Origin of the sequence: Streptomyces flaveolus (genome assembly GCF_014648815.1) — a bacterium.
GTDB lineage: Bacteria > Actinomycetota > Actinomycetes > Streptomycetales > Streptomycetaceae > Streptomyces > Streptomyces flaveolus.
Map to the genome: position 1 here is coordinate 109,523 of NZ_BMRV01000002.1, position 13,018 is coordinate 122,540.

A 13,018-nucleotide genomic window follows, 5' to 3' on the forward strand; every position below is an offset into this window, starting at 1 on the left:
CCGCCGGCCGGGCCGCGCTCCGTCCTCCCCCACCGCCTTCCGTCCTTCCGGAGTGACCGACATGACAGACCAGCAGGTACGCATCGTCTCCCTCGGCGACATCGCGCCCAACACGCGCCGCGGCGGAGACCTCCGCGCCCTTCTCACGCCCACCACCGCCGGGTCGACCAGCGGTTTCATGGGCGTGGCCATCGTGCAGCCCGGCGACCGCATCGCCGAGCACTACCACCCGTACTCCGAGGAGTTCGTGTACGTCACCGACGGCACCCTCGAGGTGGACCTGGACGGGGCGCCGCACTCGCTCTCCGTCGGGCAGGGAGTGCTGATCCCGCAGAACGTGCGCCACCGCTTCCGCAACGTGGGCAGCGTGGAGGCGCGGATCGTGTTCCACCTGGGGCCGCTGGCCCCGCGGCCGGAGCTCGGCCACGTCGACACGGAGGACGCGGAGGGCAACGCCCTGCCGCACGAGGGCCACGCGGGGTGCGCCGGGCACGAGCGTCCCGCCGCCGCGGCCGAGGCGGTGTCATGACGCGGCGACGGGTCGCCGTCACGGGCATAGGCGTCGTCGCCCCCGGCGGGATCGGCGTGCCCCAGTTCTGGGGGCTGCTGTCCGACGGCCGTACGGCGACGCGGCGCATCTCCCTCTTCGATCCGGCCGGCCTGCGTTCCCAGATCGCCGCCGAGTGCGACTTCGACGCCTCCGCGCTCGGGCTGGACCTCGCCACCGTGCAGCGGTGCGACCGGTACGTGCAGTTCGCGCTCGTCGCCGCCGCCGAGGCGGTGCGCGACGCGGAGCTCGACCTCGGCCGGCTGGACCCGTGGCGGGCCGGTGCCACGCTGGGCACCGCGGTCGGCGGCACGACCCGGCTGGAGCACGACTACGTCCTGGTCAGCGAGCGCGGCTCGCGGTGGGACGTGGACGAGCGGCAGGCCGAGCCGCATCTGGAGCGGGCCTTCACCCCGGCGACGCTCGCGTCGGCCGTGGCCGAGGAGTTCGGCGTCCACGGGCCGGTGCAGACCGTGTCCACCGGGTGCACGTCCGGGCTTGACGCGGTGGGGTACGCCTACCACGCCGTCGCCGAGGGACGTGTCGACGTGTGCCTGGCGGGCGCGGCGGACTCGCCGATCTCGCCGATCACCATGGCCTGCTTCGACGCCATCAAGGCGACCTCGCCGAACAACGACGACCCGGCGCACGCCTCCCGGCCCTTCGACGCCGACCGCAACGGTTTCGTCATGGGCGAGGGTGCGGCGGTGCTGGTCCTGGAGGACCTGGAGCACGCCCGGGCCCGCGGCGCGGACGTGTACTGCGAGATCTCCGGCTACGCGACGTTCGGCAACGCGTACCACATGACGGGGCTCACCAAGGAGGGCCTGGAGATGGCGCGGGCCATCGACACGGCGCTCGACATGGCCCGGCTGCACGGCTCCTCGGTCGACTACGTCAACGCGCACGGTTCCGGCACCCAGCAGAACGACCGGCACGAGACCGCGGCCGTCAAACGGTCGCTGGGCGAGCACGCCTACAAGACGCCGATGAGCTCGATCAAGTCCATGGTGGGCCACTCGCTCGGCGCGATCGGCTCGATCGAGCTGGCCGCATGCGTGCTGGCGATGCACCACCAGGTGGTGCCGCCCACGGCCAACTACACGACCCCCGACCCCGAGTGCGACCTGGACTACGTGCCGCGCGAGGCCCGGGAGCGTTCGCTTCGGCACGTGCTGTCGGTGGGCAGCGGCTTCGGCGGCTTCCAGTCCGCCGTCGTACTCAGCGGTTCCGGTTCTGGTTCCGGCACGGAAGGAGGGCCGCGATGAGCGGACGACAACGGCCCCGGCGGGCGGTCGTCACCGGCCTCGGCGTGGTGTCCCCGCACGGCATCGGGGCGGAGGCGCACTGGAAAGCCGTCGCGGACGGCACCAGCAGCCTCGGGCCCGTCACCCGGGAGGGCTGCGAGAACCTGCCGCTGCGGGTGGCGGGCGAGGTGCGCGGCTTCGACCCGTCGGAGCTGATCGAGGAGCGGTATCTCGTCCAGACCGACCGGTTCACGCACTTCGCGCTGACCGCCGCGCAGCTCGCGCTCACCGACGCGCGGTTCGGCCGTGCCGACGTCGAGTCGCCGTACTCGGTGGGCGTGGTCACCGCGGCCGGTTCGGGCGGCGGCGAGTTCGGGCAGCGGGAGCTGCAGAACCTGTGGGGCCAGGGGTCGCGGTACGTCGGCCCGTACCAGTCGATCGCCTGGTTCTACGCGGCCAGCACGGGCCAGATCTCCATCAGCAACGACTTCAAGGGCCCGTGCGGTGTCGTCGCCGCCGACGAGGCGGGCGGTCTGGACGCCCTGGCGCACGCGGCGCTGGCCGTGCGGAACGGTACCGACACGGTGGTGTGCGGCGCGACGGAGGCGCCGCTCGCCCCGTACTCGATCGTCTGCCAGCTCGGTTACCCCGAGCTGAGCCGGGCCACCGAGGCGGACCGCGCCTACCGCCCGTTCACGCAGGCGGCCTGCGGTTTCGCACCGGCCGAGGGCGGGGCGATGCTCCTGCTGGAGGAGGAGGGCGCGGCGCGCGAGCGCGGGGCCGACACGCGGGCGACGGTGGCCGGGCACGCGGCGACCTTCACCGGCGCCTCCCGCTGGGAGGAGTCGCGGGCCGGGCTGGCGCGGGCGATCGAGGGCGCGCTGGCGGAGGCCGGCTGCCGGCCCGAGGAGGTGGACGTGGTGTTCGCGGACGCCCTCGGGGTGCCGGAGGCGGACCGGGCCGAGGCCCTCGCGCTCGCCGACGCCCTCGGGCCGCACGCACGGCGGGTGCCGGTCACCGCGCCCAAGACCGGGACCGGGCGGGCGTACTGCGCGGCGCCGGTGCTGGACGTGGCGACCGCGGTGCTCGCCATGGAGCACGGGCTGATCCCGCCCACGCCGAACGTGTACGACGTCTGCCACGACCTGGACCTGGTGGCCGGCCGGGCCCGTCCCGCGGAGTCGCGCACGGCCCTGGTCCTCGGCCGGGGGCTCATGGGCTGCAACTCCGCGCTGGTCCTGCGCCAGGGCGCGCCCACCGCCTGAGCACCGGCCGGCCCCGTACCGCCCCTCCCGAGCCATCACCATCCCGAGCGGGCGCCGCCTCCCGGTGGGCGCCGATCCGAGTGAAGGAGCACCTCCGCATGACCGACCAAGTGGACTACCAGGTGACCGTCGAGGAACTGTCGGCGCTCATGAAGCGCACCGCCGGTGTGCACGTCGACCCGGTCACCCTCCAGCAGCAGGCCGACGCCGGTTTCGACACGTTCGGCCTGGACTCCCTCGGCCTGCTGGGCATCGTGGCCGAGCTGGAGAAGCGGTACGGGCTGGGCCTGCCGGAGCAGGCCGAGCGCTGCAAGACGCCCGCGGATTTCCTCGCGCTGGTCAACGGCGCCCTGAAGACGGGAGTGTGACATGGCAGGGCACACCGACAACGAGATCACCATCGCCGCGCCGATGCCGCTGGTCTGGGACATGACCAACGACATCGAGAACTGGCCCCGGCTGTTCAGCGAGTACGCCTCCGTGGACGTCCTCGAACGCGACGGCGACCGGGTCACCTTCCGGCTCACCATGCACCCGGACGAGGAGGGGCGGGTGTGGAGCTGGGTGTCCGAGCGCGTCGCCGACCCCGTGACCCGCACCGTCCGCGCCCACCGGGTGGAGACCGGTCCCTTCCAGTACATGAACATCGTCTGGGAGTACACCGAGACCGCGGAGGGGACCCGGATGCGCTGGGTCCAGGACTTCGCGATGAAGCCGGAGGCGCCCGTCGACGACGCGGGGATGACGGACAACATCAACCGGAACTCCCGTACGCAGATGGAGCTGATCCGGGACCGGATCGAGCAGGCCGCGGGCGAGCGGCGGACCGCCGCGGTGCTCGCCGACTGATCCCGTCGAACCACAGTGCCGACTGGCACCGACGAAGGGCACCTCCCCATGCACCACACCCTGATCGTCGCCCGGATGGCACCGGGCGCGGCACCGGACATCGCGAAGGTGTTCGCCGAGTCCGACCGCGGCGAGCTGCCCCATCTGGTGGGCGTCAACCGGCGCCGTCTCTTCGAGTTCGGTGACGGTGTGTACCTGCACCTCATCGAGAGCGACGACGACCCGGCTCCCGCCATCGGCAGGCTGACCGGGCATCCGGAGTTCCGGCTGGTCAGCGAGCGGCTCGAGCCGTACGTGTCGGCGTACGACCCGGCGACCTGGCGCAGTCCCAAGGACGCGATGGCGCGCTGCTTCTACACCTGGGACCGGACCACCGCCGGCTGACGCCGGTCCGCCGCCCGCGACGTCGGGGCCGCCCGCCTTCCGCGGGCGGCCCCGACGCGCTCCGGTCGCCGTCACGGCACGCGGCCCGCGCGGACCGTCGACGACCGCGACGGCGACCACCTGGGCGGACCCGCGATTCCCTGACCACGGCCGGCCCCGCCGGTGGGCGGTTCGCGGGACAGCCGGCGGGGCGAGGGGTGATGATCCCTCCATGACCACCACACCCTCCTTCGACCCGCGCACCCTGCTGGCGGCGAGCCGGCTCGGCGTGCTCGCGACGATCAAGGCGGACGGCCGCCCGCAGCTGTCCCCCGTCTCCCCGTCCTACGACCCCGAGGCCGGCGTCATCCGCGTCTCGACCCGCGAGAGCCTGGCCAAGACCGCCAACCTGCGCCGGGACCCGCGGGCCGCGCTGGAGGTGACCGCCCCGGACGGCAGGTCCTGGGCCACCGCCGAGGGCACGGCGACCCTGACCGGGCCGGGCACCGACCCGCACGGCCCGGAGGTCGAGGCGCTCGTGGAGTACTACCGGGCGGCCGCCGGGGAGCACCCGGACTGGGACGAGTACCGGGCGGTCATGGTGTCCGACCGCCGGGTGCTGGTGACGATCACCGTCGACCGGGTGTACGGGGCGAATCTCGGCTGAGCGGGACCGGGGTCGGGGCCGGCCCAAGTTTTGTGCCGGAGCGGTGATCGATCCGCGCGCCGTTTGCGTACCTCCTGGCGTACGAGTCCCACGCGTCGCCCTGGAGGCATCATGCGGCTGTCCCGCGGCAGGATCGGCGTCGTCGTCCTGCTCGGTGCGATGACCCTGACCCTCACCGCGCTGGCCTTCCCGGCCGTGCTCGGTCTGGAGAAGCCCGACGGCAATCAGGACCGCGTCGTCGCGAGCACGAAGTACGGGCCGCTCACCGAGGCCGACCGCGACTTCGTCGTCAAGGTCCGCTCCGCCGGGCTGTGGGAGTACCCGCTGGGCGAGATGGCCATGCGGCGCGGCACGACCAAGGAGATGAGGACGGCCGGCGAGCACCTGGTCGTCGGGCACGCCGGCCTCGACGCGATGTGCCGCGAGATCGCCCCCGAGCTGGGCATCACCCTGCCCAACCTGGCCTCCCCGCAGCAGCAGGGCTTCGTGGCGACCGTCGATGCCAAGAGCGGCAGGGAGTTCGACTCCTCGGCGGTCAACATCATGCGGGTGACCCACGGTCAGATCTTCCCGGCCATCGCCAAGATCCGGGCCACCACCAAGAACACGCTCGTGCGGCAGCTGGCCGACCTGGCCAACGACACCGTGCTGGACCACATCACGGTGCTGGAGAAGACCGGACTGGTGGAGTACGACCAGGTCACCTTCCAGCAGACCGGCCCGGCGAAGCTCCCGAAGGAGAAGGTCACCCCGCCCCCGCCCCAGCCGGGAGAGCGGGTGCTGGTGCTCAGGCCGCGCCCCGACCTGAACGTGAACACGGCCTCGCCGACGCCGACGCCGTCACCGGCGGCTCCCTGAGGCGCTCCACGGGAACGGCGGGGGGAATCAGGCGCCGGGGGGCGCCGTGATTCCCGCCGCCCGCCTCGCTGAGGGCGGTGAGCGCCTGGACGATTGCCGCCCGCTTCCTGCCGACCGAGACCGGTGCCGCCATGATGGCCGGGTGCGCGCGGCGGCACCCGGGAACGGCCCGGTGTCTGTGCGCGTTCATGGGGTTGGCGGTGGAGGGCGGCGAGGCGTCGTTCCGCGGGGCGGGGGCGTACTCGGCGGGACCGGGAAGAGGGGGACCATGGCGGCATCCGAACCGGGCGGCGGCGCCACGCCGGAGGGGCGGGACGGTACGCCGTCCGTGCCCGAGGAGGTCTGGCGCAAGTTCCTCGCGGACAGTGAGCGGGCCATCCGCGCCACCGCCCCGAGAGAACCGTCCGCCCGGGAGCGGGCCCAGGGCCACCGCCCCCGCCCTCCGGCCACGGGCCCTGCGCGGGACGGACACCGGGAACCGGGCCCGGGGACCGGCGCGCTCCCCGGCTCCGGGGACGCGCATCCGGCGGAGCCACACCCGGGCGCGGACACCGACGCGTTCTCGGGGACCGACGCGTTCCCCGGCTCGGACGCGCGTCCCTCGCCGGGCCTTCGCCCGGGTGCGTACCCGCGTCCGCGCCCCCGCCCCGGAGGGGTGCGCCCTGGGTCGGGGGCGTCGCCGGGCGGGGAGGGGGTGGACGCGGTCGGTGACCTCTGGTGTCCGCAGGAGCCGTGGGCCGGTCCGGCGTGGCATGAGCTGGACGGCCGTGCCCGGCTCCGGCGGGTCGGACGGGTGGTCGGCACGGCGGCCGCGGTGGCCCTCGCGCTCACGGCGTGGTCGCAGCTGTCCACCGGCCCCGGCACCCCCGTCCGAGGACCCGGCGACACCATCGGCCGACGTCTGGAGGAGACGGCCCTGCCCACCGCCGCCTCCCCGGCACCCGGCGCCTCCGCGAGCCCCGCGGCCTTCCGGCCCCTTCCGTCCGCCGTTCCCCGGGCGTCCGCCTCCACCCTCACGATCGGCTGAGCGACGGCGCCACCGCCCGGGTGACCCGGCGCCGCCGCGGTGCCTTCGAGCCCGTACCGTCCGCCGCTCCCCGGGCGTCCGTCCGTCTCCACCCTGACGATCGACTGAGCGTCCACGTCACCGGCCGAGTGACACCCGCGCCTCCGCGAGCCCGCGGCTTTCGAGCCCGTACCGTCCGCCGATCCCCGAGCCCCGCCTCCACCTGGACGATCCCTGAGCGTCCACGTCACCGGCCGGGCGGTGCCCCGCGACCCGCGTCCCTGGACCGACCCGACGCTCCGCACCGGAACCCGCCCCGGCGCAGCGCCGCGCGCCGGCACCGGCGGGCCAGTGCCCGCACCAGCACCCGTGCCGGCGCCTGTGCGGCATCCGGCCAACACCCCGCACCGCCACCCGGACCGTCACCCGCCCGCGCCCCCAGACCCGCGGCCGGCCACCGCCTCCCGTGGAGTCACGCGCTGCGTCTGCGGGAGGCCGTCTTCTTCGCGGTGCTCTTCGAGGCCGTGTTCTTGGCCGTCGCCTTCTTCGCCGTGCTCCTGGTCGCCGTCTTCTTCCCCGACCCCGCGGCCGTCGACTTCTTCGTGGAGGCCGCCGTCTTCTTCGCCGCCGTCTTCTTCGCCGCCGTCGACGTGGACTTCTTGCCGCCGGTCTCCTTCGGCGTGCGGGGCGCCGCCGTCTTGGGCAGCGTCCTGACCTCGGCCTCCTCCCCCTCCTCGCCCCGGGACTCGCGCGCCGCCCGCACGCTGTTCTCCAGGGCGGCCATGAGGTCCAGCACCTTGCCGGACCGCGCCGGCTCCGGGCTCTCCGGGGGCGCCTCGCCGGCGGCCTTCGCGGCGATGACCTCCTCCAGTGCCTCGCGGTACTCGTCGTGCAGGTCGTCCAGGTCGATCTCGCCGAGCGTGTCCATCAGGGCGTCCGCGAGGTCCAGCTCCTGGTCGCGGACCGTGACGTTCGTGTCCGGGGCGACGCCCTCGGGGGCGCGCACCTCGTCCGGCCACAGCAGACCGTGCATCGCGATGGCCTCGCCGACGACCCGCAGCATGCCCAGGCGCTCACGGCCGCGCAGCGCGTACTTGGCGATGGCGACCCGGTTGCTGCGCTTGAGCGCCTCGCGCAGCAGGGTGTACGGCTTGGCGGCGGGGGCGCCGCTCGCCGCGAGGTAGTACGCGGCGTCCAGCTGGAGCGGGTCGATGCGCTCCTCGGGCACGAAGGCCACGATCTCGATCGTCCGCGCGGTCGGGATCGGCAGGTGGGACAGGTCGTCGTCGGTGATGGGGATCATCGAGCCGTCCGCGTCCTCGTAGGCCTTGCCGATCTCGCCCTGGGTGACCTCGCGGTCCTCCAGCTCGCAGACCTTGCGGTACCGGATCCGGCCGCCGTCCTCGGTGTGGATCTGGCGGAAGGAGATCGCGTGGCTCTCGGTCGCGTTCACCAGCTTGATCGGGATGCTGACCAGGCCGAAGGAGATGGCGCCGTTCCAGATGGACCTCACGTGCAGCACCCTTCCGATCACTTGCCACGTTGGGCGGTTTGTCCGTGTTTCATGAGATTCTCATCGTATGGCGCCTATCACGGAGGTGGAGGGGCGGCGGGTGGCCCTCAGCAACCTGGAGAAGGTGCTGTATCCGGCGACCGGCCTCACCAAGGGCGAGCTGCTGCACTACTACGCGACGACGGCCGAGGTGCTGCTGCCGCACCTGCGGGACCGCCCGGTGTCCTTCCTGCGGTACCCGGACGGACCGGACGGCCAGCTGTTCTTCACCAAGAACGTGCCGCCGGGTACGCCCGACTGGGTCACCACCGCCGAGGTGCCCCGGTCGGAGGGGCCGGCCCGGATGGTGCTGGTGCAGGACCTGGCGAGCCTGATGTGGGCGGCGAACCTGGTGACCGAGTTCCACACGCACCAGTGGACCGCGGACGATCCCGGCGAGGCCGACCGGCTGGTGTTCGACCTGGACCCCGGGCCGCCCGCGACCGTGGTGCACTGCTGCGAGGTCGCGCTGTGGCTGCGGGACCGGCTGGCGGCGGACGGGCTGGAGGCGTACGCCAAGACGTCCGGCGCGAAGGGGCTGCACCTGCTGGCCGGGGTGCGCGGGTCGTCGTCCGAGCGGGTGTCGGAGTACGCGAAGGCGCTGGCCGTGGAGGCGGAGCGGGCCCTGCCGCGGCTGGTGGTGCACCGGATGACGCGCAGCCTGCGCCCCGGGAAGGTGTTCGTGGACTGGAGCCAGAACGCCGCGCGCAAGACGACCGCCGCGCCGTACACGATGCGGGCCCGCACCGAACCGGCCGTCTCCACGCCGGTGACGTGGGAGGAGGTGGCCGCGTGCCGGCGGGCGGAGCAGCTGGTGTTCCGGGCGGGGGACCTCGGGCCGCGGGTGCAGGACTACGGCGACCTGCTGGCACCTCTGTTCGACCGGCGGCGTTCGGCACCGCTGCCCTGACGGTTCCCGGGCCCGGCCCGACGCAGGACCGTCACATCCGCGTTCCCGCCGCCGTTCCGATGCCGGACGTCAGACCCGCGTCCACGCGGTGCGGTCCCGGGCCATCGCGTGCAGGGCCTCCACGTCCGCCGGCTTGAGCACCCCGCCCGGGCGGGCCAGGCCGGGCAGTTCCTCGGCCGTGAGGACGCGGACCTCGCGCGGCGGGACCGCGACGTCCACCCCCGCCGGGCCGGCGAGGACCAGGACGGGCCGGACCTCGGCGGTCAGGGCGTAGGACGCGCGGTCGGCGTCGGCGCGGACCCGGTCCAGCAGGGGCCACGGCGCGCGACGGCCCAGCGTGACCAGCGGGTCGGCGATCCGGACCCGCTGCCTGCGGGCGGGCAGCACATGGAGGGCGAAGAGGCCCCCGGGCCCGATCACCAGGTGGTGGATGCGGTCGCCGCCGGGCAGCGGGACCGAGTGCAGGGTGTGCCAGCCGGCGCCGTCGAGCCGGTCGAGGACCTGCCCGGTCAGCTGCTCGGCGGCCAGCTCCCGGCGGCGCGGGTCGGGCCGCAGCCGGTGCGCGGGGCCGGGGTCGCGGTCCAGGGCGACCAGGAGGGCCTCGCCGGGCCGGTTGGGGGCGAGGTCGTCGTCCGGGTGGAGGGAGAGCCGGGCCAGCTCGGCGGGGGTGGGGACCGGGGGCGGCCCGACGGTGACGGGGCCGGTGAGGAAGGGCCCGAGGGCCTCCAGCACCTCGTCCTCGCGCTCGTCGCTCAGCAGGCTGACCCGGGACGCCTCACGGTCGTACCAGGCGATGTTCCCGCCGTCCGCGCGGCAGACGTAGAGGCGCTCCCGGCCGTGCCGCCAGGTCGGTATGACGCGCAGTCCGCTCATGCACCATCACCCCACGACCATGGGACCAGGAGGGTGCTCGTGGGGCAAGACCGGGCTACCTTGGAACGGGAACGGGGCAGGTCCTCGGGCGGGATGGGGAGGCGCGTTGCGTACCCGTGGCAAGGGATCCGACGTACCGGCCCCGGCCAGGCCGTGGGACGAGATCGTGCCCGGACTGTGGATGGGCGGGCACGAGTTCAGGCGGCAGGGCGGGCTGCTGGAGTCCGTCGTGGTGCGCGACGAGTTCGACCTCGTGCAGACCCTGCTCAGGCTGCCCGGTCACGGCCCGGACCCGGGTGTCGAGCACCAGGTGTGGCCGATCCCCGACGGGCCGCTGGACGGGACGCAGCTCGCGGGGGTGATCCGGCTGGCCCAGGCCGCGGGCGAGGCGCTGGCCGGGGGACGCAGGGTCCTGGTCCGCTGCTACCACGGGTACAACCGCTCCGGGCTGGTGGTCGCCCAGGTCCTGATGCACCAGGGCCGCGGCGCCGAGGAGGCGATGCGGCTGATCCGGACCCGCCGTTCGCCGTGGGCGCTGCACAACGAGCTGTTCGCGGAGTACCTGCGGGCCGGTCTGGTGACCGCCCGGCTGCTGGAGGAACTGGCCGAGTAGCCCGGCGCGCGGCGGGGCAGGCAAAATGGACTCCCGTACGAACGAGGGTGCGGGGCCACCGACGACGATCGCCGACTCGACGATCACCGACCTCCAGGAGTGCCGTGCTCCCCAGCCGCCGTGGGCGCCCGGCCCGTGTCCCCGCCGCCCGGGTGCTGCTGGCGCTCGCGGTGGCCTCGGTGACGGTGGCGGGCTGCGGTGACACGGGCGGGCTGCGGAGCGCGGGCGCCACGCCCACCGCGGTCAGTCCCGCCCGGCTGTGGCCGGACCTGACGCCGGCGTCGTCCCCGGCCTACGACATCGGCGAGGTGGACCACGAGGTGGTCGAGGGCGTCGCCGTGCCGGGCGGCGACATCCGCCGTGTGGACCCGGTGGCCACGGTACGGGCCGAGATCGCCGCGCACCCGGACGACTACGCGGGCGCCAAGGCGCCGAACCGGGAGACGGCCCGCCGCATGGCCGACTGCGACGCGGCCGGCGAGAGCGCCGGCTGCCCCGTCCTCAAGCCGTACTACCGGGACCTGACCGGCGACGGGCGCCCGGAGCTGACGCTGGGCTTCCGGCTGCTGCCCGCGAAGATGACGGCCGTGCGCGTCTACAGCGTGGAGCAGGGCCGGCTCGTGCGGGTCATGTCCTACGAGGACGCAGTGAGCGCGGTCGAGCTTGCCGGGCGGTCGGTGATCGTCCGGTCGCCCTCGGAGGTGGCGGGCTACGAGTACCGCCTCCAGTGGACCTGGGACCCGGACCAGAACGCGATGCTCCTCACCCGCGACGAGATGCTGCGCACCGGCGACGCGGCGGGCGCGAAACGCCCCTCCGCCTCCCCCTCCCCCTCCCCGTCCCCGTCCCCGTCCCCGTCTCCGTCCTCGTCGGCGAGCCCCCGGTGAGGGCCGCCCTTCCGCGATGGGCCGGTCCGCTCGCCCTGAAGGCCGCCGTGTTCATCACCGTGATGTGCTGCGCGCTCGCCGCCCTGCTCGGCGTCCTGGTGCACGTCTCGGTGACCGACCAGACCGTGGGGCAGGCCCGGGACGTCGCCCTGGCCCGGCTGCGGGAGGCGACGGCGGCGTACGAGGCCGGGGACCCGCTGCGCCGGGGCGCGGGCGTCGATCCGCCGGGGCTGCCGCCGTCGCTGCGGGAGCTGGCCGCCTCCGGCCGGCGCGGCACGATGGTCGCCGAGCACGATGGGCGCCCCACGATGTGGGCGGCGGGTCCGGCCGACGGCGGCCGGGTCCTCGCGGTGCGGGTCGACCACTCCCAGGGCGAGCGCACCATCGACGGCCTGGACCGGGCGATCGTGTGGTCGTCGGGCCTGGCGATCGGGGCGACGCTGGTGGTGGGCGCGTTCGCCGTGACCCGGGTGACGCGCCGACTGCACACGACGGCGCGGGTGGCGCGGCGGATCAGCGCGGGCGACCTCGACGCGCGGGTCGGCGATCCCCGGACGAAGGATCCGACGCGCCCGCAGGACGAGGTGGCCTCGGTCGCCGCCGCGCTGGACTCCATGGCGGCGTCGCTGCAGGGCAAGCTGCTCGCCGAGCAGCGGTTCACCGCGGACGTGGCGCACGAGTTGCGCACCCCGCTGACCGGGCTGCACGCGGCGGCCGAGCTGCTGCCGCCGGGCCGTCCGACCGAGCTGGTGCGGGACCGGGTGGCCGCGCTGCGCACGCTCACCGAGGACCTGCTGGAGATCTCCCGGCTGGACACCGGGCGGGAGCGTCTGGAGGCGGACCCGGAGGAGCTGGGCTCGCTGGCCCGGCGGGTCGTGCGGGGCTCCGGCACCGATGCCCGGGTGGACGTCGTACGGGACGCGCGGGTGGAGACCGACCGGCGGCGGCTGGAGCGGGCGCTCGGCAATCTCGTCGCGAACGCCGACCGGCACGGGCGGGCGCCGGTGGTGCTCACCGTGGACGGTCCGGTGATCACCGTGCGGGACCACGGGGACGGCTATCCGGAGTACCTCCTCGCGCACGGGCCGCAGCGGTTCCGCACCGAGGGCGGCGCGAAGGGGCACGGGCTCGGGCTGACGATCGCGCTGGGGCAGGCGGAGGTGCTCGGCGCGCGGCTGGAGTTCGCCAATCCGCCCGACGGCGGGGCGCTGGCGATCCTGACGCTGCCTCAGCGGACCTGACCGGCAGGGACTCCCCGCGGAGCGTCCGGCCCTTCCCCGATGGCGCAGTGCGACGGGCGACCGCCACCCACCGCTCCTAATGTGGCGATTAGTCACATTCGACCACGTCGGCACTTTCGACCGCGTCGGCGCTTTCGCCT

15 protein-coding genes are annotated in these 13,018 nt (G+C 74.5%); 13 read left to right on the forward strand and 2 right to left on the reverse strand.

Features of this window, described 5'->3' with window-relative positions:
• Positions 1-61: 61 nt before the first annotated feature.
• The 9 genes from IEZ05_RS04390 to IEZ05_RS04430 all read left to right on the forward strand — a co-directional run bounded on the left by IEZ05_RS04390 (position 62) and on the right by IEZ05_RS04430 (position 6,823).
• Positions 62-529 (forward strand): cupin domain-containing protein, encoded by a 468-nt coding sequence (locus tag IEZ05_RS04390; protein ID WP_189228663.1) that lies wholly within the window; start codon positions 62-64, stop codon positions 527-529.
• Positions 526-1,815, forward strand: coding sequence for a beta-ketoacyl-[acyl-carrier-protein] synthase family protein (locus IEZ05_RS04395; protein WP_189228664.1), 1,290 nt, complete (start codon positions 526-528; stop codon positions 1,813-1,815). Before IEZ05_RS04390 ends, IEZ05_RS04395 begins: the two co-directional genes overlap by 4 nt.
• Positions 1,812-3,059, forward strand: coding sequence for a ketosynthase chain-length factor (locus IEZ05_RS04400; protein ID WP_189228665.1), 1,248 nt, complete (start codon positions 1,812-1,814; stop codon positions 3,057-3,059). Before IEZ05_RS04395 ends, IEZ05_RS04400 begins: the two co-directional genes overlap by 4 nt.
• A gap of 98 nt (positions 3,060-3,157) precedes the next feature.
• Positions 3,158-3,427, forward strand: coding sequence for an acyl carrier protein (locus tag IEZ05_RS04405; protein ID WP_161167749.1), 270 nt, complete (start codon positions 3,158-3,160; stop codon positions 3,425-3,427).
• Between the two features lies 1 nt (position 3,428).
• Positions 3,429-3,908, forward strand: a complete 480-nt coding sequence (locus tag IEZ05_RS04410; RefSeq protein WP_189228666.1) for an SRPBCC family protein — start codon at positions 3,429-3,431, stop codon at positions 3,906-3,908.
• 48 nt (positions 3,909-3,956) lie between these two features.
• On the forward strand, positions 3,957-4,292 hold the full coding sequence (locus IEZ05_RS04415; RefSeq protein ID WP_189228667.1) for a TcmI family type II polyketide cyclase: 336 nt from the start codon (positions 3,957-3,959) through the stop codon (positions 4,290-4,292).
• A gap of 211 nt (positions 4,293-4,503) precedes the next feature.
• Complete coding sequence (locus tag IEZ05_RS04420) at positions 4,504-4,938, forward strand: PPOX class F420-dependent oxidoreductase (protein ID WP_189228668.1); 435 nt, start codon at positions 4,504-4,506, stop codon at positions 4,936-4,938.
• A gap of 111 nt (positions 4,939-5,049) precedes the next feature.
• A complete protein-coding gene (locus IEZ05_RS04425) occupies positions 5,050-5,796 on the forward strand; it encodes a DUF4142 domain-containing protein (RefSeq protein WP_189228669.1) in 747 nt (248 codons plus the stop codon).
• Positions 5,797-6,490: 694 nt separating this feature from the next.
• Positions 6,491-6,823 carry a hypothetical protein gene (locus IEZ05_RS04430; protein ID WP_189228670.1) on the forward strand — a complete coding sequence of 111 codons (333 nt, stop codon included), beginning with the start codon at positions 6,491-6,493 and terminating at the stop codon, positions 6,821-6,823.
• A gap of 451 nt (positions 6,824-7,274) precedes the next feature.
• Here the strand turns inward: IEZ05_RS04430 and ku are convergent, their stop codons facing one another.
• Entirely contained in the window at positions 7,275-8,315 is a 1,041-nt protein-coding gene (gene ku / locus IEZ05_RS04435) for a non-homologous end joining protein Ku (protein ID WP_189228671.1), read from the reverse strand.
• 67 nt (positions 8,316-8,382) lie between these two features.
• Here ku and ligD point away from each other — a divergent pair, with 67 nt between their 5' ends.
• Positions 8,383-9,264, forward strand: coding sequence for a non-homologous end-joining DNA ligase (gene ligD / locus IEZ05_RS04440; protein ID WP_189228672.1), 882 nt, complete (start codon positions 8,383-8,385; stop codon positions 9,262-9,264).
• 69 nt (positions 9,265-9,333) lie between these two features.
• On the opposite strand, the gene IEZ05_RS04445 is transcribed toward ligD, so the two are convergent.
• Complete coding sequence (locus IEZ05_RS04445; RefSeq protein WP_189228673.1) at positions 9,334-10,137, reverse strand: nuclease-related domain-containing protein; 804 nt, start codon at positions 10,135-10,137, stop codon at positions 9,334-9,336.
• A 106-nt stretch (positions 10,138-10,243) separates the two neighbouring features.
• Here IEZ05_RS04445 and IEZ05_RS04450 point away from each other — a divergent pair, with 106 nt between their 5' ends.
• From IEZ05_RS04450 to IEZ05_RS04460, 3 genes are all read left to right on the forward strand, one after another.
• On the forward strand, positions 10,244-10,750 hold the full coding sequence (locus tag IEZ05_RS04450) for a protein-tyrosine phosphatase family protein (protein ID WP_189228674.1): 507 nt from the start codon (positions 10,244-10,246) through the stop codon (positions 10,748-10,750).
• A 104-nt stretch (positions 10,751-10,854) separates the two neighbouring features.
• Positions 10,855-11,637, forward strand: a complete 783-nt coding sequence (locus IEZ05_RS04455) for a hypothetical protein (protein ID WP_189228675.1) — start codon at positions 10,855-10,857, stop codon at positions 11,635-11,637.
• Positions 11,634-12,878, forward strand: a complete 1,245-nt coding sequence (locus IEZ05_RS04460) for an ATP-binding protein (RefSeq protein WP_189228676.1) — start codon at positions 11,634-11,636, stop codon at positions 12,876-12,878. The genes IEZ05_RS04455 and IEZ05_RS04460 overlap by 4 nt, the downstream gene beginning before the upstream one ends.
• The last annotated feature ends 140 nt before the right edge of the window (positions 12,879-13,018 follow it).

Bases quoted from the DNA above. Each gene is read 5' to 3' on its own strand.
- IEZ05_RS04390 (WP_189228663.1), top strand. From the start codon at position 62: ATGACAGACCAGCAGGTACGCATCGTCTCCCTCGGCGACATCGCGCCC.
- IEZ05_RS04415 (WP_189228667.1), top strand. From the start codon at position 3,957: ATGCACCACACCCTGATCGTCGCCCGGATGGCACCGGGCGCGGCACCG.
- IEZ05_RS04420 (WP_189228668.1), top strand. From the start codon at position 4,504: ATGACCACCACACCCTCCTTCGACCCGCGCACCCTGCTGGCGGCGAGC.
- IEZ05_RS04445 (WP_189228673.1), bottom strand. From the start codon at position 10,137: ATGAGCGGACTGCGCGTCATACCGACCTGGCGGCACGGCCGGGAGCGC.
- IEZ05_RS04400 (WP_189228665.1), top strand. From the start codon at position 1,812: ATGAGCGGACGACAACGGCCCCGGCGGGCGGTCGTCACCGGCCTCGGC.
- IEZ05_RS04425 (WP_189228669.1), top strand. From the start codon at position 5,050: ATGCGGCTGTCCCGCGGCAGGATCGGCGTCGTCGTCCTGCTCGGTGCG.
- IEZ05_RS04410 (WP_189228666.1), top strand. From the start codon at position 3,429: ATGGCAGGGCACACCGACAACGAGATCACCATCGCCGCGCCGATGCCG.
- ligD (WP_189228672.1), top strand. From the start codon at position 8,383: ATGGCGCCTATCACGGAGGTGGAGGGGCGGCGGGTGGCCCTCAGCAAC.
- IEZ05_RS04395 (WP_189228664.1), top strand. From the start codon at position 526: ATGACGCGGCGACGGGTCGCCGTCACGGGCATAGGCGTCGTCGCCCCC.
- IEZ05_RS04405 (WP_161167749.1), top strand. From the start codon at position 3,158: ATGACCGACCAAGTGGACTACCAGGTGACCGTCGAGGAACTGTCGGCG.